Consider the following 22405-nt stretch of genomic DNA (forward strand, 5'->3'; position numbering starts at 1 on the left):
TCCGGCGACAGGGTCGTGCACGGAGTTTTTCGGCCGGGGAGCCGCCGCGGGGACCTCGGGACCCCCGGGACCTCGGGACCCCCGGGACCCCGGGACGCCCGGGATCCCCGGGCTAGCGGAGGGCGTCCAGGCGGGAGCCGTCGGTCAGGGTGGCCGAGAGGTCCGCGCGGGTGCCCGGCTTCGTCCTCAGGGCCAGGAGGTGGCCCTCCGCCTGGCCGGTGACGCCGCCCGAGGTGCGCAGGGAGGCGACGTCCCGGCTGCCCGCGGCCAGGACGTACCACTGGCCGCTCTTCGCCTGCCACAGCACGCCCGCCAGCACCCGCGGCTCCCGCACCCCGCACGCCGGCGACCCGTCCGCCTTCGCCGCGAGCGCCGCCGCCACGTCCGGCGCCGGGACCTGGAACTGCGCCAGGACCCTGCTCCCCGTCCCCCGCCAGGTCTCCGCCCGCGTGCACAGCCAGGCCGCCCGGCCCCCGCCCTCCGGCAGCCGCTGCTCGGCGAACCGCCAGAGGTTCACCGACCGCACCCCGTGCGAACGGACCGCCGCCAGCTGGCACGCCGTCCGCGCCCAGCCCGCCCGCGCCTCCGCCCCCGTCGCGTCCACCGGCGCCGCCGGCGGCCCGGAGGTCAGCCGGGCCGGTGCCAGCTCGCCCAGGTCCGTCAGCAGCCGCGTCCCCGCCTCGTCCCGCACCTGCAGAGCGGGCCAGGACGCGCACCCCCGCGCCCCCACCGGGCTGGGCATCGCACCGGTCAGCCCGTCCGCGTCCCGCTCCAGCGCCCACGGCTCCTTCGCCGGCGCCAGCAGGTCCCGTACCGCCGTCTCCCGTACCCAGGGAGCCGTCAGATAGCGCACGTTCGCCGAGGTGCGCGACACGACGAGCGCCGAGGAACCGACCGCGTCCGCCCCGTCCGTCCGCGCGAAGTCCAGCGCCGCCCCACTCGTCTCCCCGGCCGGCTCCGCGTACCGCACCGCCCGCAGCCCGTCGTGGAACAGCACCACCCGGGACCCGTCGACCTCGCCCGCGTACAGCAGCTGCGGCGAGCCCATCGGCGGCCCCACCGGCGTCCCGGGCGTCGCCGACGTCCGCACCGAAGCGCCCGGGCGCGCCCACACCGCGAGCGCCCGCCGCAGCAGCGCCCGGTCGCCGACCAGGCCGCCGCGCTCCGGCCACACCGAGAAGTCCGTACGTGTGGAGTGCGGCCACACAGCCGGGGCGACCCGCTTCAGCCTCTCCGGGTCGAGGGCCGCCTCCGCCGCCGGATTCCGGGCGTACGAAGGGGCCGCAGCACCGTTTCTTCCCCAGCCGTCCCCCGGCAGCCCGAGCAGCGTCCCGCACACGACCACCGCCGCCGCGGCGGCCAGCGCGGCCTTGCCGTGCTGACGGCGGCGCATCAGATCCGTCGGTCGCGCCTGGAGCGAGCAGGGGTCGAACTCGGGCGAGTCGAGCAGCCCGGCCGTGCTCGTTCCCCCTGCCGCCTCCACACCGTCGGCCTCCGCCAGGGCCGCCGCGGCGTCCTCCACCCCGGCCGCCGTGAGGACCCGCAGCACCTCCGGGTCCCCCTGCCGCTCCAGACCGCGCAGCACGTACACCGCCCGCGCGGGCCCGGAGAGCGCCGAAAGCCGCTGGTCCAGGGCCAGTTCGTCGGCACCGCCCGCGCGTGGGAACAGCCGCAGCCCCCACACCTGCGGCAGCAGCGGCGGAAACTGCGCCCGCTGCGGCAGCGCCCGCCGCCGCAGCGGCAGACCGGCGATCAGCGCCTGCCGCAGCACCTCGCCCCGTACGTACGCGTAGCCGGGGTCGACGGCGTCCTCCGCGCCGGCCGAAGCCGCGGCGGCCGCCCCGGACGTCCGGCGGCGCGGCAGCGACCGCTGCACGAGCGCGTGCGCGGTCAGCACCCTCCGGTTGCGGCCCAGCGAGGGTGGCAGCACGAGATACGCGATCCGGACCAGCCGCGGATAGTGCTCGACGAGCGCGGCCTCGGCCTGCTCGACGTCGACGGGACCGGGGCCGGAGCCGTGGCCGGGGCCGGAGCCGTGGCCGGGGCCGGAGCCGTGGCCGGGGTCGGAGCCCTGGCCGTGGCCGGGACCGGCGGGGGAGGGGGCGAGATCCTGGGTGCTCACATTCAGCAGAACGAGCGAATGATCCGATGGTCACCCCGGACCGGGAGCCCGCGCTCGGCGGTCCGCGCGGCTCAGGCCGCGTACACCGTCAGCCGCTCACGGATCACGTCCGTCACCTCGTCCGGGACCCCGAGCCCCTCCCGTACGTACTTCTCCATCGAGCCGTGCCGCACCGCCACCTCGTCCAGCGCCGCCGCCAGATACTCCGGTACGACCCCGATCAGCGCCAGCGCCAGCTCCGGGTCCCCGCCCTGCGCCGTGAACCCCTCGATCATCGGCGCGAAGGCCTGCCGTACGGCCGTGTTGACCGACAGGTACTCCGTCATCACCGTGTCGTCGTCCGCGCCGAGCAGCGAGAGCAGGATCGTCGCCGCCCAGCCGGTGCGGTCCTTGCCCGCCGTGCAGTGGAAGAGCAGCGGGCCGGCGTGCGGATCGCCCAGCTCGGTGAGGAAGGCCCGGTAGGCGGCACGGGCCGAGTCCGTGGAGACGAAGGCCCGGTACGTCCGGGCGAAGGCCTCCTGCGCCCGGCCACCGCCGAGCACCTGTTCGGCGAGGACCGGGTTGGTGAGCAGCGTCTTCAGCCGGGCGGCGGGCGGCAGGCCGCTCGTGGCCAGCTGGTCGGCGAGCACGTCGGCGACGATCAGCCGCCCGCCGTCCGGCAGGTGGTCGGGCCGCTCGGCCCGCTCGCCCTCGGTCCGGAAGTCGACGACCGTACGGATGCCCAGGCCGGCCACCACCGCGTCGGAGGGATCGAACCGGTCCAGCTGCCCCGAGCGGAAGACCCGGCCCGGGCGGACACTCCGGCCCTCGCCCAGGGGCAGGCCGCCCAGGTCCCGGAGGTTGGCGACGGTGACGGCGGGAATGGCGGGCATGGCGTCGACTCCTCCGGATCGGTCCTTTTCGTACCAAACCGTAATCGATCGGATTCCACCACTCCTGGCGTTCGGCCACCGAGCGCGGGGCCGGGAGGGCAGGATGCTCGCATGGTGATGCGTACGCGGCGAACGGCGACGGCGGTGGCCGCGGCGGCCCTCCTGGCCGCGACGGTGCTGGTGACCGGCTGTGGCGGGGACGGGGAGCCGGAGGTGCCTGAGGAGACCACGGGCACCCTGGAGCAGATCGCCGGGAAGGCGGCGTGCGAGCCGGACGTCCAGACGGACGCGGAGGAGCTGCGCCGGGCGAAGTGCGCGACCCCGGACGGCTCGTACGTCCTGGTCACCTTCGCCACCGACCGGGGCCAGCGGGAATGGATCAACGAGGCCAAGGACTACGGCGGTTCGTACCTCGTCGGCAGGAAGTGGACCGTCGCGGGCGACGCCCGGACGGTGGCGCGCGTACGCGAACGGCTCGGCGGTCGCATCGAGACCGCCGAGCCGCACGCTTCGCACACCGCGGGCCACCACTGAGGATCAGGTGCAGCGGCGCCCCTCGTTGATGCAGCTCACCAGCCGCTTCATCAGCCGCTGGTCGAAGACGTTGATGAAGTCGCCGTGGTCGGTGACCGGCTTGTGCAGCTGCTCGGGGAAGGAGTCGACGGCGAACCCCGGGCCGGGCGGCACGTCGTAGACGATCCGCTGCACCAGCTGCGGGATGGCGCGGAAGCCGTCGCCGCAGCGGCCACTGGCCGGGTCCGCGAAGGCCACATGGGTGCGGTGGTTGGCGCTGTCGGTGTTCCGCCCGTCCCAGCAGCTCTGGAAGCGGAACGTCCGCACCACCTTGCTGCCCTCCGGGCAGATCGGGTACTTGTCCTTCAGCTGACGGTCCTCGAAACCGGTGCACGACCAGGACGCGTTGGCGTTGGCGTCGCCGTTGGTGAACGCCTTGGCGTCGCCCGTGATGATCCGCAGGAAGCGCGGCATCGCGGTGACCTTGGAGACCGGACTGCCGACGAAGTTCAGCGTGACCTGCGCGGGTGTCTGGATCTCGCCCACGTTCTGGTCCTTCCCGCCGCCGTCGGCCTGGGCGTCGTCCTCGTCCTGCCCGTTCTGGAGGCGCAGGACGGGCCAGTAGTAGGTGGACCGGTCGCCCTGGTTGCGGCAGGTGGTACGGCCCCGGGCGAGGTCGTCGTCGCCGGCGAAGGCGTCGTTGGCCTGGTTGCCGACGTAGTCGTGCATGTGGTGGGCGCCGTTGCGCACGCCCGGCGCGACGATCACGTTGTCCGGGTTGAACTTGCCGTTCTCGTTGCGCCCGCAGTCGGTGGAGAAGGTGCCGCGGGAGGCGCCCGAGCGCTGCCGGGGCGTCTGCACATTGGGCTGTACGGAGCGGATGTCGACGAAGTCGGAGGCCTCGGGCCCGTTCCCGGCCGCGTCGGCGTCGTTCTCGCCACCCTCCTGGCCGTCCTCCCCCTGGCCGTCCTCCTCACCGTCGCCCTCGCCGTCGTCGCCACCCTCGTCCTCGGCCGGGGCGTCGTCATCCGCGCGCAGGGTGCAGGGGGCCAGCTCCTCCAAGGACCGCTGGTCCGTCAGGAGCGCGATCCGCTGGAGGACGTTGAGCCGCTCGTTCCTCAGCGGGGTGAGGATCTGCTGCTCGGCGAAGCCGGGATCCCCCTCGATGCGCTCCCTGTTCTCGGCGAACCGCTGGTAGGCGACGGTGATCTGACTGTCCAGCGTGGCGAGTTCACGGTCCACCGCCCCCCGGGCGCCGTCCGGCACCTCGCGCAGCTCCTCGGCGGCGTCGGGGCAGTCGATGGTGGAGTAGGAGGTCCGTTCGCCGGACTCCGGGCTGCCGCCCCGGCCTTCGCCGGCCGAGGCGTGGACATTGACGGCGATGAGCCCGCCCCCGCCGAGAACGAGCGCGACGGAGGCGGCCACCACGCGCTTCGTGCGCGTCGAACGTTTTCGTGTGCGTCCCATGGGGCTCTATACGGAAGGGACGCCCGGGACGTTCAGCCGGTGCTCACTCCGCGGAGAGCAGCGCGGCCTCCCGCTCGGGGGAGAGGCCGAGCTGCGGCCGGTCGGGGCGCTGCGGCGCGCCCCCGCCGATCGATTCCAGCCAGGCCCAGGTGTCCGCGACCGTCTCCGCCACAGGCCGGCAGCGCAGGCCCGCGCCGAGCGCCTTGGAGACGTCCGCGGTGTGCATGGCGTCGTACAGCTCGCCCGGCGGAATCCAGATCGGCAGGTCCGACCACGGCTCGACGCCGGCCGCGAGGATCGTCTCCGGCGCCGTCCAGCGCAGCTCGGCGTCCGAACCGGTCACGCGCACGCAGGCCTCGAGGAGTTCCTCCGTGGTCGTGTGCCCGGGCGGCGAGACCAGGTTGTACGGGCCGTGGAGCCCGGCCTCGGTCGCGTCGAGCGTCCACTCGGCCAGGTCGCGGGCGTCGATGTACTGCAGTGGCAGCGCCCGGGGCCCGGGCGCCAGGACCGGACCGCCCCTGGATATCCGGCCCAGCCACCAGGGCAGACGGCCCACGTTCTCGTACGGGCCGATGATCAGGCCCGCGCGGACGAACAGCGTGCGCTCCGGGCCGAACGCCCCGACGGCGGCCAGCTCGCCGCCCCGCTTCGCCTCGGCGTACGGCACCTCACCGGCGTTCGGGTCACCCTCGACCAGCGGACCGTTCTCGTCGAGACCGGGCGCGGGCGGCCAGGCGTACACCGACCGGCTCGACACGTACACGTACCGCTTCACCCGGTCCGCGAGCAGCCGCGCCGCGTCCCGCACCGCCGAGGGCGCCGCCGACCAGGTGTCGACGACGGCGTCCCAGGTGTCACCGGAGTCGGCGAGGGCGGCGAGCCCGTCCGGGGTCGTACGGTCCCCGATCAGCGAGCCCGCGCCGGCCGGCGGCGCATGGCGGCCGCGGTGGAAGACCGTCACCTCCCACCCCCTGCCCAGCGCCGCCTCGGCCACGGCGCGCCCCACGAATTCCGTCCCGCCCAAGATCAGAAGTCTCATGCCACGACTGTGCACCCCCGTCCGGCGCGAAGCCCAGGGTTTCCGCTGCGGGAGGAACGGCGGAACCAGGACAACGGGAGGGGGTCTCCCGCGCCGGATGGCGGGATGTCACCATGTCGGCACGATGACGGATGCCCGGTCGCCGATACGCGCCCTACGAGCCGCACTTTTCGCGGCGGTGTGCGTGACTCTGGCCGCTGTGGGGCATTCGTCCATGTCTGCGCATGACATTCCCCGGTCGTCGCTCTCCCTCGCCTTCGCCGTCACGGGAGGCCTCGCCTGGCTGGCGGGCGGCAGACGTCGGGGCGTGTACGCGATCGGCGGCGGGCTCGTCGCCGTCCAGGCGGCCCTGCACCTGATCTTCTCCACGGGCGGAGCGCACGACACCGGCACGGGCGGGACCATGGCCCACGGAGCCATGTCGCACGGCGACATGGCGGGCTCCGCCATGGGGGCCGCGACCATGGAGGCGCCGAACATGGCCGGCTCCGCCATGGGGCATGCGGCCACCGAGCCGGTGATGCGGATGGTTACTGGCCACACCTCCGTCGGCATGCTCGCCGCCCACCTCCTCGCCGCCCTGGTATGCGGCCTCTGGCTGGCCCGCGGCGAGGCCGCGCTCTTCGGCCTCGCCCGCGCGGTCGGCGGCGCCCTCGCCCTCACCCCCCTGCGTCTGCTGCTCGCCGTCGCCCGCCTCCGCGTCCGCGTGCCCGAACTCCCACACCCCGTACGCCCGCGGCCGCACACCCGCCGGCTGCTCGGCGTCGTCCTCGCGCACACCCTCTCCCGGCGCGGCCCGCCCCGGCTGTCCACACCCCGCGCCACGGCCCTCGGAGCACACGTCTGACCCGGGGGCCGATTCCCCCTGTCGACACCGACTCCGAGGACAGTCATGACCATCGACGATCCCGCGCGCCCGGAAACGGCCGAGCCGCCCGCCACCGAAACCGCCGCCTCAGCACCGGCCGCCGCGCCCGCGGGCACGGGCAGCACCTGGAGCGCCCTGCGCCCCCTCGTCCTGCGACTCCACTTCTACGCGGGCGTTCTCATCGCCCCCTTCCTCTTGATCGCCGCCACCAGCGGGCTGCTCTACGCGCTCTCCTTCCAGGCGGAGAAGGTCCTGTACGCGCACGAGCTCGAGGCCCCCGTCGGGGACAAGGTCCTCCCGCTCTCGCAGCAGGTCCACGCGGCCACGAAGGCGAACCCCGACGGCACCGTCAAAGCCGTCTGGCCCTCAGCCGAGCCGGGCGCCACCACCCGCGTCCTGATGACCGACCCGGACGTCCCCGAGGGCACCTCGCTCGCCGTCTTCGTCGACCCGTACACCGCCGAGATACGGGGGCAGCTGCCCAGCTACGGCAGTTCGGGCGCGCTGCCGCTGCGCACCTGGCTCGACGAACTCCACCGCGACCTCCACCTCGGCGACCTCGGCCGCAACTACAGCGAACTCGCCGCCAGCTGGCTGTGGGTGGTCGCGCTCGGCGGCCTGCTGCTGTGGCTCGGCCGCCGCAGGAAGAACCGCCGGGAGCTCTTCGTACCGGAGCGCGGACCGAAGTCCCGCCGCCGCACGCTGTCCTGGCACGGCGCCGTCGGCCTGTGGGCGGTGACCGGACTCGTCCTGCTCTCGGCGACCGGCCTGACCTGGTCGCGGTACGCCGGTGAGAACATCGACCTGGTCCGCGGCCAGCTCGGCGGTGCCACCCCGACCGTCTCCGCCACGCTCGACGGCGCGGCGGCCGGCGGCTCCACCGGCCACGAGAACCACGGCACAGGGCACGGTGCCGGCCACGGCGGCGGCCACCAGACCCCGGCCGTCGGCGGCCCGGACGTCGGCATCGACAAGGTGGTCGAGGCGGCGCGCGCGGCCGGCGTCGAGGGCCGCACGGCCGTCACCCTGCCCACCGAAGGCAAGGGCTATGTCGTCAAGGAGACCGACACCCAGTTCCCGGTGCACCTGGACTCGGTGGCGGTGAACCCGGCCGACGGCACCGTCATGGACGAACTGCGGTTCGCCGACTACCCGTTGCTCGCCCAGCTGACCCGCTTCGGCATCGACGCCCACATGGGCGTCTTCCTCGGCCTGTTCAACCAGCTGGCGCTCGCCGCCCTCGCGCTCTGCCTCATCCTGCTGATCGTCTGGGGCTACCGCATGTGGTGGCTGCGCCGCCCCGGCCGCCCGGTCGCACGCGGGGCCTGGCGAAAGGTTCCGCCGACGATGCTGCTCCCGTTGCTGGCCGTGACGGCGCTGGTGGGCTGGTTCGTGCCGATGCTGGGCCTGAGCCTGCTGGCCTTCCTGGCGGTCGACCTCACCACCGGTCTCGTGTCGAAGGTGAGGTCCCGCAACGCCTGATCAGGGGGCGTACTTGTAGCCGACCCGCCGCACGGTCTGGATCGTGTGGCGGTGTTCGGCGCCCAGCTTGCGGCGGAGCCGGGCCACATGGACGTCCACGGTCCGGCCGTCGCCCACATGCCCGTACCCCCACACCGTCGTGACCAACTGGTCGCGGGTGTGGACGCGGTGCGGGTGGGCGATGAGATGGGCGAGCAGCTCGAACTCAAGGTACGTCAGCTCCAGCGGCCGCCCGTCCACCAGCGCGATCCGCCGCGCGCTGTCGACGGCCACCGGCCCCTCCCCGGACGCGGGCGCCGCCACGGGCGCCTGCTGGTCGGCCGGGACGAGGACGAGATATCCGACCATCGGCGGCCGGCCGGGCAGCGTGGGCAGGGTGTGCGGAGGTGCGGGCAGCAGGGTGGCGCCGGGCGGCAGGAACTCCGCGACGCGTGCGAAGTCGGCGACCTCGTTCGGCTCGACGGCACGGAGCCGGGGACGGCCGGGCCGGACGGCGCTCTGGGCCTGGGGCTGGGTCTGGGGCTGGATCTGGGTGTGGACCATGGAGGATCAGCTCTTTCGCGCGGGAAACGGACGGACAGGTGTCGTACGTCGTGCGCGTCGGCCGAAGGCCACGGAACCGGACGGCGGTGTCCGGTCGGGCGTTAGAGGGTCGACGCGTTCCTCACGCGCCGACAGCACCGGTCGAAGTCGTGGTGCTGACGGGAAGGCCAGAACGGCTCGAGGTCATGACGACCCGTCGCGATGTCGTTCTGCATGCTGGCCATAATCCCTAGTCTACTACTCGGGAATGTGATCGGTCCCGGGTTTGCTGCTCGGGTCGTCGATGGCTTCGACGCGGCCCGGCTGCGTCCAGCCTTCACGCGACAAGCGTGAGAGCAGGGGCCGTTGACTCGGCCCCGCGGACCCACGTCCACCAGCCGCGTGCGGCGATGTTGTGGGACGAGTTCAGGTCCGCGTGCTCAACGAATCCGCAGGACTGCACGCGAACACGGCCTGAGAGGGCCGGTTGCGCCGTTCGATGTGGTGACACCGGGAGATGTCCCGGGCCCGGCGCGCTTCCTTGCCCGCGCGACGCTTCGCCCGTCGCTTGGCTGACTTCGTGCCCTTCTTCTGGAGCTTGGAGCGCAGCTTTCGGTCGGCCTCGCGGCGCCGGTTGAGGTAGCGACCGCTGTACCGGGAACCCGTGGAGGTGGTGGCGATGTTCACGATCCCCAGGTCCACCCCGACGAACCCGTCCGGTGAGGTGTTCACCGCCACCTCAGGGACCTCACAGGTAGCAGCCAGGAACCACTGACCGCCCTGGAAAAGCAGCTCCGACTCACCCTTGCGGCAAGCGGCGAGAACCGCCAGTTGCTCGTCCTGCCCGGTGAAGGCGAGGTGCTTCATCCGACCGGCGATGGTCCAAATCGACACCGTGCGCTCGTCCATCTGCCAGGACAGACACCGGTCATCGAACGGCTGGGACGCATCGGGCCGAAAGGAGATCGGCTTAGTGGTGGCCCTGCGGTGCCGCTTCGATCGCATGCGGCCCAGAGCGGCGTAGGCGTCGGCAACCTTACGGCAGCACGTGCAGCGCGGGCTGCGCCGACAGGCCCTGCGCCTTCAGGTCCGCATACGCGAGGGCCTGGAGCGCTGCTCGAGACGCCCTCTCCGACTCGAGGGCTCGAGCCGACAGCCAGTTCACCGCCTCGTTGCAGACACGCAGTGTCGCCTCAAGTGCCGATGCCTGTACGGGCGTCGGCAGTAGCTTCACCCGCACCACCAGCTTCACGGCTCCGACGCTAACCCGCTGTCCCGTCGGTCGGGCGCGAGTTTCCCGACGATCAGCAGAATGTGCGAACCATCGAAGAAGTGTTCGCCATTCGGCTCCTGCCTGACCGTCCCGGACACGCCGAAGGGGCGTCCACCGTGACGGTGGACGCCCCTCGCGTCAGGCGTCGTGCGCGGGTGCGGATCAGACCTGGCCGGCCTTCTCCAGGGCCTCGCAGCAGGTGTCGACCAGCAGACGCGTCACCACGTACGGGTCCACGTTCGCGTTCGGACGACGGTCCTCGATGTAGCCCTTCTGGTCCTGCTCGACCTGCCACGGGATACGGACCGAGGCGCCGCGGTCCGAGACGCCGTAGGAGTACTCGTCCCACGGGGCGGTCTCGTGCAGACCGGTCAGGCGGTCGTCGATGCCGGCGCCGTAGTTCTTCACGTGGTCGAGCGGCTTCGAGCCCTCGCCCAGGGACTCGCACGCGGTGATGATCGCGTCGTAGCCCTCGCGCATCGCCTTCGTAGAGAAGTTGGTGTGCGCGCCCGCGCCGTTCCAGTCGCCCTTCACCGGCTTCGGGTCCAGCGTCGCCGAGACCTTGAAGTCCTCCGCCGTGCGGTAGAGCAGCCAGCGCGCCACCCACAGCTGGTCCGCGACCTCCAGCGGCGCCAGCGGGCCGACCTGGAACTCCCACTGGCCCGGCATGACCTCGGCGTTGATGCCGGAGATGCCCAGACCCGCCTTCAGGCAGTTCTCCAGGTGCGCCTCGACGACGTCACGGCCGAAGATCTCGTCGGCGCCGACACCGCAGTAGTAGCCGCCCTGCGGGGCCGGGAAGCCGCCGACCGGGAAGCCGAGCGGACGCTCGCCGTCGAAGAAGGTGTACTCCTGCTCGATGCCGAAGATCGGCTCCTGCGCGGCGTACTTCGCGTAGACCTCGGCCAGCGCGGCGCGGGTGTTCGACTCGTGCGGCGTCATGTCCGTGTTCAGGACCTCGCACATCACCAGGATGTCGTCGCCGCCCCGGATCGGGTCGGGACAGACGAAGACCGGCTTGAGGACACGGTCCGAGGCGTGGCCCTTGGCCTGGTTCGTGCTGGATCCGTCGAAGCCCCAGATCGGCAGCTCGGCGAGGGTGGCGCCCGAACCCGGCAGAATCTTCGTCTTCGAGCGAAGCTTCGCGGTCGGCTCGGTGCCGTCGATCCAGATGTACTCAGCCTTGAAGGTCACGGGCCTCATCCTTTGGCGTGCTGCTGCGGTGTACGAGCGGCGGCTCGCGACGCTGCGAGAGCTGCGGTGTCGTGCTCTATGTCTGCGGGCAGCTTCGCAACAAGGGATTTCCCGTCCGTTGCCCGTTTGTGAACCCCGTGTTACTCAGCTTTCCTCTCAATCGTCCGCGTCGTATACCGGGGGAGGTCTGTCGGTGGGCCCCGGCAGACTGGGGGCATGACGAAGCTCTCGGGCGCGAAGCCGCGCATAGGACTCCTCGGCACCGGCCCTTGGGCCGCGCGCACCCACGCGCCCGCCCTCGCCGCGCACGACGGCGTCGAGTTCGCCGGGGTGTGGGGCAGACGCCCCGAGGCGGCGGCCGACATCGCCGCCGTCTGCGGCACGATCGCGTACGACGACGTGGACGCGCTCTTCGAGGCGTGCGACGCCGTCGCCTTCGCGCTGCCGCCGGACGTCCAGGCACCCCTCGCGGTCCGGGCGGCGGCCGCGGGCTGTCACCTGCTCCTGGACAAGCCGGTGGCCACGGCCGTCGCGGCGGCCCGGGAGGTGGCCGACGCGGCCGAGCTGGCCGGGGTCGCCTCCGTCGTCTTCTGCACGCTGCGCTTCGCGGAGCCGACCGCGCGCTGGATCGAGGAACAGGCGGCGGCCGGTGGCTGGTTCCTGGGCGAGGCGCACTGGCTGGGCTCGCTCTTCGCACCCGGCTCGACGAGCGCGTACGCGGCCTCGCCGTGGCGGCGCGACAAGGGCGGCCTATGGGACGTCGGCCCGCATGTGCTCTCGGTCTATCTGCCGATCCTCGGCGACGTCACGGAGGTGGCGTCCGTGGACGGGTCGGGGGACACCCGCCACCTGGTCCTGCGGCACGCCTCCGGGGCGAGCAGCACGGCGACGCTGACGCTCAGCGCCCCGCCCGAGGCTGCGGGGGCGGCACTCACCCTGTTCGGCACGCGGGGGCGGGCGGCGATGCCGGCGTGGGACGGTGCCGTGGGGGCGTTCGCGGCGGCGGTGGACGCGCTCTTGGATGCGGCGCGGACGGGCGTGCCGCACGGGTGCGACGCCCGGTTCGGGGCGCGGCTGACGGAGATCCTCACGGAGGCCGAGTCTCAAGCTGTGGCCGAGGGGGCGGCGGGTCCCACGGGACCTTCCGGACCCGCCGCCTGACGGCGGACCGCCCGCCTCAGCCGACCCGCTCGATCCGGGCGTTCCGGATCAGGAACTTCCCGGGTTCACGGACCTCCTCGAAGGCCGCGTCGTTGAGCAGCGCGCAACTGCCGGAGACGGACGTGACCTCTACGGTGGTCGACTTGGCGTTGTCCAGGTTGGTCACCTTCAGGAGAGTGCCGAGCGGGAACTGGTTGCTGGAGGCCGCCGGGGCGCCGCCCTCGCCGGAGAGGGTGACGGTCGAACCGGCACACACGACGTCGCCGCCCTGCCCGCCGGCGGTCGGCGGTGCCGGTGGTGCCGATGGCGCCGGCGCCACCGTCACCTCACCGGCTTCGCCCCCGGCCTCGGTGCCGACCACGGAGTCCGCCCCATCCTCGCCTCCGCAGCCCGAAGCCGTCTGCTTGCGCCGGATCTCGGCGATCACCGCCTCCCGGTTGGCGATCCGCGCCTGCGACAGCGCGTCCGGATCGGCGCGCTGGTCCGCGATGAAGCGTTCGTTGTTCGCGAGCGCGGTGGCGAGGCCGTCGCACGCCACGGACGCCTGGCTCGTACCGGTCAGCACCGCCGCCGTTCCGCCGGCGAGCACGAGGGCACCGGCCAGCAGCGCGATCTTCTTCTTCCGGCTGAGCGTTCTCCTGCGTGACACGTGAGGCTCCGTTCGTTTCCTGTCGGTTCCTGTGGCGTCAGATACGAGCGGCGCGCTCGTTCGTCTCAACGCAGGGAGAACCCAGGGCAGAACGCAGGGCCGAGCACAGCGCGTCGAGGGCGCCCTCGTACAGCCTCTCGGGCGGCGTCGCGTACCCGACGACCAGCCCGTCCCTCCGTACCTCCCCGATCGAGCCGTCGTCCGGGTGCCGGTACCCGCTCAGCCCCTCCACCGCGACCCCGTGCCGCGCCGCCGCCGCGACCGCCGCGCCCTCCGTCCCGGCGGGCAGGTCCACGACGGCGTGGAGCCCGGCCGCGATCCCCGTCACCCCGACCTCCGGCACACGTGCGGCGAGCATCGTCACCAGCCGGTCACGGCGCCGGCGATGGCGCTGCCGCATCCGCCGGACGTGCCGGTCGTACGCGCCCGAGGCGAGGAGGTCCGCGAGCGTGAGCTGCTCGGTGGCGGAGGAGTGCGGCTCGCGCTCGCCCTTCGCCGCCACGACACCCTCCACCAGGGCGGCCGGCAGCACCATCCAGCCGATCCGGAGAGCGGGGGAGAGGCTCTTGCTGACCGAGCCGATCAGGACCGTACGGTCGGGGTCGAGGCCCTGGAGCGCGCCCACGGGCCGGCGGTCGTAGCGGAACTCCCCGTCGTAGTCGTCCTCCAGGACGAAGCCGTCCGTCGCCGCCGCCCACGCGGCGACGGACGCGCGCCGCTCTGGGTGCAGCGGCCCACCGGTCGGGAACTGGTGCGCGGGCGTCAGCAGGACCGCCCTCGCCGCGCCGGGGAGCCGGTCGACCCGGGCGCCGTCCTCGTCGACGGCCACCGGCACCGTACGGATCCCGGCCTCGCCCAGCAGCGCGCGGTGGAAGGGGAGTCCGTACGCCTCCACCGCCCAGGGGCCGGGCACGACCCGGGCGAGGAGCCGCAGGGCATGGGCCGCGCCGGAGCAGACGACGATCCGGTCCGGGCGCGTCCGCACCCCGCGCACCCGCGCCAGGTAGGCGGCGAGCTCCCGCCGCAGTTCGACCCTCCCTCGGGGGTCGCCGATCCCGAACACCTCGTGCGGCGCCGCCGTCAACGCCCGCCGCGCAGAGGCCAGCCAGGCCGTACGGGGGAAGGCGGCGGGGTCCGGCTTCCCCTGGACCAGGTCGTACGGAAGGGCCACTGGCCCCGCCGCACCGGCGCCGTCCGCCTCCGCATCCACCCCCGTCTCCGCGTCCATGGCCGTCGGGCGCGACGCCACCCGCGTCCCCGACCCCTGCCGGGACGTCAGCCAGCCCTCGGCGACCAGCTCCCCGTACGCGTCGGCGACGGTGTTGCGGGCGAGCCCCAGATCGGCGGCGAGCGACCGGTAGGGCGGCAGCGGCGTCCCGGGCGCCAGCCGCCCACTCCGTACCGCCTCCCGCAACGCCCCGATGAGCACCGCCCGCCGACTCCCCGGCCCCGTGAGGTCCAGATGCAGATCGGCCCCGAGCGCCTCGGCGGCCCCCAGGCCCTCGGCAGCCACGCCGTCCTCGGACGCCCCCATGCCCTCGGCCGCCCCCAGGCCCTCGCCAACCTCGCCGAACCCGGCCGCCTCCATGGCCTCGGCCGCCTCTGGCCGCGTCATGCTGGGTCGCCCAGAGCGTCCCGTACGCCCAGTAGAAAGCGCCGCACCGCGTCGCGCTCGCCCTCGTCGAAGTCCCGCAGCAGCGCCACCGTGCTGTCGATCAGCGGCCCGAAGGACGCCCGGCCCAGCTCCTTCGCCCGGTCCTCGACCCGCAGCAGCACCCGCCGCCGGTCGCGCTCGTCCCGTACTCGGGCGAGCAGACCGAGCCGCTCGAGCCGGTCGATGACGGCCGTCGTACCGGCCGAGTTGAGGCCGAGCCAGGCACCGAGCCGCCCGGCCGTGGCGTCCGCTCCGGCACGCTCGGCGTCGAGCAGGCAGATCAGGGCGCGGACGTCGGTGGCGTGCATGCCGTTGCGGGCGGCGAACTCGCCCTGCCGCAGGCTGTAGGCGACGGTGACCCCGCGCAGCAGATGAAAGATTTGCATCTCGGCCGAGTCCCCGGACTCCGCAGCATCCCCGGACTTCGCGGCATCCCTGAACTCCGCAGCCTCCGCAGCCTCCGAACCCTCCACATCCTCTGCCATGACGCTTCCCCTTCCCTCTATCATCTCGCTCAGCAAGATTATCGCCGAGCGAGAGGTCTGCGCCATGTCCGAGAGCTTCCTCGCCGCCTACGACGCCGTCCTCGCCAAGTGGCCCGCAGGGACGACCACTTCGGAGGTCGTGACGGCCCACGGCACGACCCACGTCATCAGCCACGGCCCCCGGACCGCCCCGCCGCTCCTCCTCCTGCCCGGCGGCGGCGCCACCTCCACCGGCTGGTACGGCGCGGCGGCAGCGCTCGGCGGGGCCCACGGCGTCCACGCCGTGGACCTGGTCGGCGACCCGGGCCGCAGCGTCCCGGACGCCGCCCGCCCCCTCCGTACGGTCGAGGACCTCGTCGGCTGGCTCGACGCCCTCCTGGACGCGCTGGCCCTGCCCTCCACCGCCCTGGCCGGCCACTCCTACGGAGCCTGGATAGCCCTCCACTACGCGCTGCGGGCGCCCGGCCGGGTCGACCGCCTCGTCCTGCTCGACCCGACGAACTGTTTCACCGGCTTCAGCCCGCGCTACCTGCTGCGCGCCCTGCCGATGCTGCTGCGCCCGACCCCCGCCCGGCACGCCTCGTTCCTGAAGTGGGAGACCGGCGGCGCGCCCCTCGACCCCGACTGGCGCCGACTGAACGCACTCGCCGCCGACTTCCCCACCGTCCGCCCGGTCACCGGGCCCCGCCCCTCGGCCCCGGAGCTGAGCGGGCTGAAGCCGCCGACGCTCCTCCTCCTCGCCGAACGGAGCCGCGCCCACGACGTCGCCCGGGTGGCGGCCCGGGCACGGGCGGCCGTCCCCGGTCTGGAGACGGCGACGCTGCCCGGGGCCACCCACCACACACTGCCGGTGGCGGTCCCACCGGGTACGTACGAGCGTGTCGCGGGCTTCCTGGCGACCGGCCGCTCAGCGTGACAGGGCGTCCCGTACGGCGTCCTCGGTCCGCGCGACCACGGCCGTCCCGTCGTCCGCCGTGATGATCGGCCGCTGGATCAGCTTCGGGTGAGCGGCGAGCGCCTCCACCCACCGGTCCCTGTTCGCCTCGTCCCGAGGCCACTCCTTCAGCCCCAGCTCCTTGGCGTCGGCCTCCTGGGTGCGCGTGATGTCCCAGGGCTCGAGCCCGAGCCGCTCCAGGACGGCCCGGATCTCGTCCGGGCTCGGCACGTCCTCCAGATAGCGGCGCACGGTGTAGTCGGCGCCCTCCTCGTCGAGCAGACGGACGGCGCCGCGGCACTTGGAACAGGCGGGATTGATCCAGATCTCCATGCGTCCCACGGTACCCCCCGGGCCCTTCCGCACCACCGCTCAAACCCCGTCTGGCCAGGGGCGATTGTCAGTGGGGGCACCTAAAATAGGGGGTGAAGGCGAGGGTCCCGGGGAGGGCCCTCGCCCACCGTTCGCCAGGAGGTCGCCCATGGCCGTCACCATGACCCGGACGCTGTCCCTCGAACCCTGGAAGCCCCTCAAGAAGAAGCCGCTCCCGGCGGGCCGCCCCCGCGAGTGGTACGTGAGCCACAACCGCCGCCTGAAGGCCATGCGCCTCGCCATCGCCCTGCTCGACTCGGGCGTCCACGACCCGGCGAAGGCCCGGAACGCACGGATACGCACCACGGCCGAGCGCATCGGCATCCACCCGCCCTCCGACACCACCTGCCGCATGGTCCGCGCCCTCCTCCGCGACGGCCTCTGACCGGCGCGGAGGAATGACGACGAGGGCCGCCGCCCCCGGAGTGATCCGGGGGCGGCGGCCCTCAACACGTCTGCGGCAGTCCGCGGCCGACTACGGCTTAGAGGTCGAAGTACAGCTCGAACTCGTGCGGGTGCGGGCGCAGCTGGATCGGAGCGATCTCGTTCGTGCGCTTGTAGTCGATCCAGGTCTCGATCAGGTCGGAGGTGAAGACACCGCCGGCCTGGAGGTACTCGTTGTCCGCCTCGAGGGCGTCGAGCACCGCCGGGAGGGAGGTCGGCACCTGGGCGACGCCCGCGTGCTCCTCCGGGGCCAGCTCGTAGAGGTCCTTGTCGATCGGCTCCGCCGGCTCGATCTTGTTCTTGATGCCGTCGAGGCCCGCGAGGAGCAGCGCCGAGAAGGCGAGGTACGGGTTCGAGGACGGGTCCGGCGCGCGGAACTCGACGCGCTTGGCCTTCGGGTTCGAGCCCGTGATCGGGATGCGCATGGCCGCGGAGCGGTTGCGCTGCGAGTAGACCAGGTTGACCGGGGCCTCGAAGCCGGGGACCAGGCGGTGGTACGAGTTCACCGTCGGGTTGGTGAAGGCCAGCAGCGACGGGGCGTGCTTCAGGATGCCGCCGATGTAGTAGCGGGCGGTGTCCGACAGGCCCGCGTAGCCCTGCTCGTCGTAGAACAGCGGGTCGCCGTTCTGCCACAGCGACTGGTGGACGTGCATGCCCGAGCCGTTGTCACCGAAGATCGGCTTCGGCATGAAGGTCGCGGTCTTGCCGTTGCGCCAGGCGACGTTCTTCACGATGTACTTGAAGAGCATCAGGTCGTCGGCCGCGGCGAGCAGCGTGTTGAACTTGTAGTTGATCTCGGCCTGGCCGGCGGTGCCGACCTCGTGGTGCTGGCGCTCGACCTGCAGGCCGACGTTCTCCAGCTCCAGGGAGATCTCCGCGCGCAGGTCGGCGAAGTGGTCCACCGGCGGGGCCGGGAAGTAACCGCCCTTGTAGCGGACCTTGTAACCACGGTTGTCCTCGACCTTGCCGGTGTTCCAGGCGCCGGCCTCGGAGTCGATGTGGTAGAAGCCCTGGTTCGCCGAGGTCTCGAAGCGCACCGAGTCGAAGACGTAGAACTCGGCCTCGGGGCCGAAGAAGGCGGTGTCGGCGATGCCGGTGGAGGCCAGGTAGGCCTCGGCCTTCTTCGCGATGTTGCGCGGGTCACGGCTGTACTGCTCGCCCGTGATCGGGTCGTGGATGAAGAAGTTGATGTTCAGCGTCTTGTCACGGCGGAACGGGTCCAGGCGGGCCGTCGACAGGTCGGCGCGCAGGGCCATGTCCGACTCGTGGATGGCCTGGAACCCGCGGATCGACGAACCGTCGAAGGCGAGCTCCTCGGACGGGTCGAACGCCGTCGCCGGGATCGTGAAGTGCTGCATCACTCCCGGAAGGTCACAGAAACGGACGTCGACCATCTTGACGTCATTGTCCTTGATGAACTTCTTGGCCTCGTCGGCGTTCTGGAACATCCAACTCCTCCTACTCCCGGCCCGGGGAGGGGCGGGGTTGCAGCTCGGTCGTGCGGCCAGTGCGGTGGCACACTCTGGTCCCGACCATAGGCAGACGGGATTTCTCAAGCATGACCCATTTGTTTCGACCAAGTTAACCGGGGCGGGTGTGGTCGGCATCGCGGAGCGCCGATGCGGACCCGGGCCGAAGTGATCAAAAACGGGCGCAGTACCGTGGACGCGTGGACAACAGGCAAGCACTCGGATCATGGCTGTCCGGCCCCCGCGCGGCGGCCGAGGACGCAGGCGTCGACTTCGGCTACCGCGGTCAGCAGCTCGGGCTCCCCGAGGAGGGGCCTGGTTCGATCGCCCGCCCGGGCCGCCGGCTCGGCGCCCTCGCCGTCGACTGGGCGCTGTGCATGCTGATCGCATACGGCCTGATCACCGACGGCTACAGCCAGGCGACCGGCAACTGGGCCCTCGTCATCCTGCTCGTCCTGAGCGTCCTGACGGTCGGCACCGTCGGCTCCACCCCCGGCAAGCGGCTCTTCGGCCTGCGCGTCGCCTCGGTGGGCGGCGGCCGGCTCGGCGTCCCCCGTGTCCTCCTCCGGAGCGTGCTCGTCTGCCTCGCCATCCCGGCCCTGATCTGGGACCGCGACGGCCGCGGACTGCACGACCGCCTCTCCGGCGCCGTCCAGGTCCGTATCTGACAGGCAAGGGCGCCCCGGGAACCGATCGGTTCCCGGGGCGCCCTTGTCTGTCAGGACCTCTTGATCAAGGACTCTTGATCAGGACCTCAGCGCATCTTTCCGCCGCGCGGCATCCGCATGCCCTTCGGCATCGGGCCCTTCGGCAGCGGCATGTTGCTCATCAGGTCGCCCAAGGCGCGCAGCCGGTCGTTGGCGGCCGTCACCTGCGGGCCGGAGAGCACCCGCGGCAGCTTCAGCATGGTCGTACGGACCTTCTTCAGCGGCACCTGACCCTCGCCGTTGCCGACGATGATGTCGTGCACCGGTACGTCCATGACGATCCGGGCCATCCTCTTCTTCTCGGCCGCCAGCAGCGTCCTGACCCGGTTCGGGTTGCCCTCGGCCACCAGCACGATGCCCGCCCGGCCGACCGCGCGGTGCACGACGTCCTGGTTCTTGTTCATCGCCACCGCCGGGGTGGTGGTCCAGCCGCGTCCGACGTTCTGGAGCACCGCCGCCGCCGCGCCCGGCTGTCCCTCCATCTGGCCGAAGGCCGCCCGCTCCGCGCGCCGTCCGAAGATGATCGCCATCGCCAGCAGCGCCAGGATGAAGCCCAGGATCCCCAGGTAGACCGGGTGCCCGATCAGGAAGCCGATCGCGAGGAGGACACCGAGTACGACGATGCCCACGCCCGCGACGACAAGCCCGACCTTCGGGTCGGCCTTTCGGGTCATCTTGTACGTGAGGGCGATCTGCTTCAGTCGCCCCTGGTTCGCAGCGTCTCCGCTGCCCGTGTTTGCCTTCCTCGCCATGTCCTGAAGTTTACGTGGCCCGCGAGGCGCGGCCCGCCACGGCCTCCATCACATGCTGGGCCTCGACCCGGTCCCTGGCGCGACGGCGGTCCTCCAGGACGGAGGTCCAGGCGTTGCGGCGGGCGGTCCGCTGGCCGCCGGCGAGCAGCAGCGACTCGACGGCCTTCAGGGCATCGGTGACGGACGGGATCGCGGTGGCGCGGACATGGGTCGCGGCCTGCATCTCGGGGTCCTCCCTCAAGCATGGATGAGATGAGGTGGGGGGTACGGCATCGTGTGTGGCGGTGAGTGACACGAGGCTCACAGATTGGTGTTACCAGGGCATGACCCGGCGGTCAAACACTGATGAAACGTTGATGCACCTGGCCGTACGGCTCCGGAAACGGCCTCGCGGCCCGTACACCCGCCCCGACCTGCGGGGGCGTACGGACCGCGAGCTTTTCGGCCACTACCGGCCGGTAATATCTTGTGCGCCGATTCACACAGCCTGGGTGGCGTTGGAGACCGCGCCACGCTTCTCGATCGCCTGCTGGTAAAGGCGTCCCGCGCGGTACGAGGACCGCACCAGCGGGCCCGACATCACGCCGGAGAAACCGATCTCGTCGGCCTCCTCCTTCAGCTCCACGAACTCCTGCGGCTTCACCCAGCGCTCCACGGGGTGGTGCCGGACCGACGGACGCAGGTACTGCGTGATCGTGATCAGCTCGCAGCCGGCGTCGTGCAGCTGCCGCAGCGCCTCGCTGACCTCCTCGCGGGTCTCGCCCATGCCGAGGATCAGGTTCGACTTCGTGACCAGACCGTAGTCACGGGCCTGGGTGATGACGTCGAGGGAGCGCTCGTACCGGAAGCCGGGACGGATCCGCTTGAAGATCCGCGGCACCGTCTCCACGTTGTGCGCGAAGACCTCGGGGCGGGAGGCGAAGACCTCCGCGAGGAGCTCCGGCACCGCGTTGAAGTCGGGGGCGAGCAGCTCCACCTTCGTCCGGCCGTCGGCGCGGTTCGCGGTCTGCTCGTGGATCTGGCGCACGGTCTCCGCGTACAGCCAGGCGCCGCCGTCCTCCAGGTCGTCGCGCGCGACGCCGGTGATGGTGGCGTAGTTCAGGTCCATGGTGACGACCGACTCGCCCACCCGGCGCGGCTCGTCACGGTCCAGCGCCTCCGGCTTGCCCGTGTCGATCTGGCAGAAGTCGCAGCGCCGCGTGCACTGGTCACCGCCGATGAGGAAGGTGGCCTCGCGGTCCTCCCAGCATTCGAAGATGTTGGGACAGCCCGCCTCCTGGCAGACCGTGTGCAGACCCTCGCTCTTCACGAGACCCTGCATCTTCGTGTACTCGGGACCCATCTTCGCCCGGGTCTTGATCCACTCGGGCTTGCGCTCGATGGGGGTCTGGGCGTTACGGACCTCCAGGCGCAGCATCTTGCGTCCGTCGGGTGCGACTGCGGACACGACCGGCTCCCTGTAGCTTCGATTCTTCGGCGCACACCAGGGTACGCCCGTCGTTCGTACGGATTTACGTACGGTTTTACGTCTGGCCAACCTGTGGCCAGAGCCCTGCATTCCCTAGGGGTGTCCCTGGGCGGAGGCCGCCACGGAGTCCCGCTCGACCTCGCGCGGCTTCAGCTCCGCGCCCTCCAGGACCGCCCGCAGGTGCTTCTCCGCGACCGGCAGGACCTCCTCGACCGTGATGTCCCGGCCCAGCTCGTTGGCGAGCGAGGTGACGCCGGCGTCCCGGATGCCGCACGGGATGATCCGGTCGAACCAGACGTTGTCCGGGTTCACGTTCAGCGCGAAGCCGTGCATCGTGACGCCCTTGGCGACGCGGATGCCGATCGCCGCCAGCTTGCGGTCCTCGCGGCGCTGGCCGGCGTTGGACGGGGCGTACTCCGGGCCGTTGAGACGCGGGTCGAACTCCTCGTCGTTCAGCCGCGGGTCGAAGTCCAGCGAGAGCCCGCCGAACGACGGCCGCCGCTCCACCGGGTCCCCCAGGACCCACACGCCGCTGCGGCCCTCGACCCGGGTGGTCTCCAGGCCGAACTCGGCGGCCGTGCGGATCAGCGCCTCCTCCAGCCGGCGGACGTGCGCCACGACGTCGACGGGGCGGGGCAGCTTCATGATCGGATAGCCGACGAGCTGGCCGGGGCCGTGCCAGGTGATCTTGCCGCCGCGGTCCACGTCCACGACCGGCGTCCCGTCCAGGGGGCGCTCGCTCTCCTCGGTGCGCCGCCCGGCGGTGTACACGGGCGGGTGCTCCAGGAGCAGACAGGTGTCGCGGATCTCGTCGGCGAACCGGGCCGCGTGCACCTCGCGCTGCTTGTCCCAGGCCACCTGGTACTCGACGGCTTCCTCGCCGAACCCCAGACGGACGAATCGCAGCTCACTCACGGCAATGCCTCCTCCTGGGTGCCGGGGCCGGGTTCCGGGGATC

General features: G+C 72.3%; 24 protein-coding genes. 7 read left to right on the forward strand and 17 right to left on the reverse strand.

Annotated features, from left to right (window positions below; translation table 11 throughout):
- Positions 1-112: 112 nt before the first annotated feature.
- Complete coding sequence (locus tag ACF06X_RS03755) at positions 113-2122, reverse strand: hypothetical protein (RefSeq protein WP_392285535.1); 2010 nt, start codon at positions 2120-2122, stop codon at positions 113-115.
- A gap of 71 nt (positions 2123-2193) precedes the next feature.
- Positions 2194-2994 (reverse strand): tyrosine-protein phosphatase, encoded by an 801-nt coding sequence (locus ACF06X_RS03760; protein WP_392285536.1) that lies wholly within the window; start codon positions 2992-2994, stop codon positions 2194-2196.
- Positions 2995-3111: 117 nt separating this feature from the next.
- Between ACF06X_RS03760 and ACF06X_RS03765 the strand changes: the two genes are divergently transcribed.
- Positions 3112-3528: a hypothetical protein gene (locus ACF06X_RS03765; protein WP_392285964.1), complete on the forward strand. Its 417-nt coding sequence runs from the start codon at positions 3112-3114 to the stop codon at positions 3526-3528.
- 3 nt (positions 3529-3531) lie between these two features.
- Here the strand turns inward: ACF06X_RS03765 and ACF06X_RS03770 are convergent, their stop codons facing one another.
- Both ACF06X_RS03770 and ACF06X_RS03775 read right to left on the reverse strand, forming a co-directional pair.
- Positions 3532-4974, reverse strand: a complete 1443-nt coding sequence (locus tag ACF06X_RS03770; protein WP_392285537.1) for a DUF1996 domain-containing protein — start codon at positions 4972-4974, stop codon at positions 3532-3534.
- A 43-nt stretch (positions 4975-5017) separates the two neighbouring features.
- Positions 5018-6013 (reverse strand): NAD-dependent epimerase/dehydratase family protein, encoded by a 996-nt coding sequence (locus ACF06X_RS03775; protein WP_392285538.1) that lies wholly within the window; start codon positions 6011-6013, stop codon positions 5018-5020.
- Between the two features lie 214 nt (positions 6014-6227).
- Between ACF06X_RS03775 and ACF06X_RS03780 the strand changes: the two genes are divergently transcribed.
- Positions 6228-6860: a hypothetical protein gene (locus tag ACF06X_RS03780; RefSeq protein WP_392285539.1), complete on the forward strand. Its 633-nt coding sequence runs from the start codon at positions 6228-6230 to the stop codon at positions 6858-6860.
- A 45-nt stretch (positions 6861-6905) separates the two neighbouring features.
- Positions 6906-8363 carry a PepSY-associated TM helix domain-containing protein gene (locus ACF06X_RS03785; RefSeq protein WP_392285540.1) on the forward strand — a complete coding sequence of 486 codons (1458 nt, stop codon included), beginning with the start codon at positions 6906-6908 and terminating at the stop codon, positions 8361-8363.
- Here the strand turns inward: ACF06X_RS03785 and ACF06X_RS03790 are convergent, their stop codons facing one another.
- From ACF06X_RS03790 to glnII, 4 genes are all read right to left on the reverse strand, one after another.
- Positions 8364-8906 (reverse strand): winged helix-turn-helix domain-containing protein, encoded by a 543-nt coding sequence (locus ACF06X_RS03790; protein ID WP_392285541.1) that lies wholly within the window; start codon positions 8904-8906, stop codon positions 8364-8366.
- Between the two features lie 405 nt (positions 8907-9311).
- The gene (locus ACF06X_RS03795; protein WP_392285542.1) at positions 9312-9794 is read right to left on the reverse strand and encodes a transposase; all 483 of its coding nucleotides are present in this window, start codon (positions 9792-9794) and stop codon (positions 9312-9314) included.
- A 127-nt stretch (positions 9795-9921) separates the two neighbouring features.
- Entirely contained in the window at positions 9922-10137 is a 216-nt protein-coding gene (locus ACF06X_RS03800; protein ID WP_392285543.1) for a hypothetical protein, read from the reverse strand.
- 183 nt (positions 10138-10320) lie between these two features.
- Positions 10321-11352 carry a glutamine synthetase gene (glnII, locus tag ACF06X_RS03805; protein ID WP_392285544.1) on the reverse strand — a complete coding sequence of 344 codons (1032 nt, stop codon included), beginning with the start codon at positions 11350-11352 and terminating at the stop codon, positions 10321-10323.
- A 216-nt stretch (positions 11353-11568) separates the two neighbouring features.
- On the opposite strand from glnII, the gene ACF06X_RS03810 reads away from it, so the two are divergent.
- Complete coding sequence (locus tag ACF06X_RS03810) at positions 11569-12513, forward strand: Gfo/Idh/MocA family protein (RefSeq protein ID WP_392285545.1); 945 nt, start codon at positions 11569-11571, stop codon at positions 12511-12513.
- Positions 12514-12529: 16 nt separating this feature from the next.
- Here the strand turns inward: ACF06X_RS03810 and ACF06X_RS03815 are convergent, their stop codons facing one another.
- The 3 genes from ACF06X_RS03815 to ACF06X_RS03825 form a co-directional block, all read right to left on the reverse strand.
- Positions 12530-13162, reverse strand: coding sequence for a hypothetical protein (locus ACF06X_RS03815; RefSeq protein WP_392285546.1), 633 nt, complete (start codon positions 13160-13162; stop codon positions 12530-12532).
- Between the two features lie 37 nt (positions 13163-13199).
- Positions 13200-14696 (reverse strand): PLP-dependent aminotransferase family protein, encoded by a 1497-nt coding sequence (locus ACF06X_RS03820; protein WP_392285965.1) that lies wholly within the window; start codon positions 14694-14696, stop codon positions 13200-13202.
- A 77-nt stretch (positions 14697-14773) separates the two neighbouring features.
- Complete coding sequence (locus ACF06X_RS03825) at positions 14774-15202, reverse strand: MarR family transcriptional regulator (RefSeq protein WP_392285547.1); 429 nt, start codon at positions 15200-15202, stop codon at positions 14774-14776.
- Between the two features lie 163 nt (positions 15203-15365).
- Between ACF06X_RS03825 and ACF06X_RS03830 the strand changes: the two genes are divergently transcribed.
- The gene (locus ACF06X_RS03830) at positions 15366-16217 is read left to right on the forward strand and encodes an alpha/beta fold hydrolase (RefSeq protein WP_392285548.1); all 852 of its coding nucleotides are present in this window, start codon (positions 15366-15368) and stop codon (positions 16215-16217) included.
- On the opposite strand, the gene ACF06X_RS03835 is transcribed toward ACF06X_RS03830, so the two are convergent.
- A complete protein-coding gene (locus ACF06X_RS03835) occupies positions 16209-16568 on the reverse strand; it encodes an arsenate reductase family protein (RefSeq protein ID WP_392285549.1) in 360 nt (119 codons plus the stop codon). The two genes, ACF06X_RS03830 and ACF06X_RS03835, sit on opposite strands and share 9 nt — an antisense overlap.
- Positions 16569-16716: 148 nt before the next feature.
- Between ACF06X_RS03835 and ACF06X_RS03840 the strand changes: the two genes are divergently transcribed.
- On the forward strand, positions 16717-16992 hold the full coding sequence (locus ACF06X_RS03840) for a hypothetical protein (protein ID WP_158986693.1): 276 nt from the start codon (positions 16717-16719) through the stop codon (positions 16990-16992).
- 97 nt (positions 16993-17089) lie between these two features.
- On the opposite strand, the gene glnA is transcribed toward ACF06X_RS03840, so the two are convergent.
- Positions 17090-18499 (reverse strand): type I glutamate--ammonia ligase, encoded by a 1410-nt coding sequence (gene glnA, locus ACF06X_RS03845; RefSeq protein ID WP_158986691.1) that lies wholly within the window; start codon positions 18497-18499, stop codon positions 17090-17092.
- Between the two features lie 221 nt (positions 18500-18720).
- Here glnA and ACF06X_RS03850 point away from each other — a divergent pair, with 221 nt between their 5' ends.
- Positions 18721-19188 carry an RDD family protein gene (locus tag ACF06X_RS03850; RefSeq protein WP_392285550.1) on the forward strand — a complete coding sequence of 156 codons (468 nt, stop codon included), beginning with the start codon at positions 18721-18723 and terminating at the stop codon, positions 19186-19188.
- An 86-nt stretch (positions 19189-19274) separates the two neighbouring features.
- Here ACF06X_RS03850 and ACF06X_RS03855 read toward each other — a convergent pair whose 3' ends face one another.
- The 4 genes from ACF06X_RS03855 to lipB form a co-directional block, all read right to left on the reverse strand.
- A complete protein-coding gene (locus tag ACF06X_RS03855) occupies positions 19275-19979 on the reverse strand; it encodes a DUF4191 domain-containing protein (protein WP_392285551.1) in 705 nt (234 codons plus the stop codon).
- 10 nt (positions 19980-19989) lie between these two features.
- Positions 19990-20202, reverse strand: a complete 213-nt coding sequence (locus tag ACF06X_RS03860; RefSeq protein ID WP_392285966.1) for a hypothetical protein — start codon at positions 20200-20202, stop codon at positions 19990-19992.
- Positions 20203-20457: 255 nt separating this feature from the next.
- Positions 20458-21426, reverse strand: coding sequence for a lipoyl synthase (gene lipA, locus ACF06X_RS03865; RefSeq protein WP_392285552.1), 969 nt, complete (start codon positions 21424-21426; stop codon positions 20458-20460).
- 114 nt (positions 21427-21540) lie between these two features.
- Entirely contained in the window at positions 21541-22362 is an 822-nt protein-coding gene (gene lipB / locus ACF06X_RS03870) for a lipoyl(octanoyl) transferase LipB (RefSeq protein WP_392285553.1), read from the reverse strand.
- Positions 22363-22405 lie beyond the last annotated feature (43 nt).

This window comes from Streptomyces sp. NPDC015346, assembly GCF_043078785.1.
Taxonomy (GTDB): Bacteria; Actinomycetota; Actinomycetes; order Streptomycetales; family Streptomycetaceae; genus Streptomyces.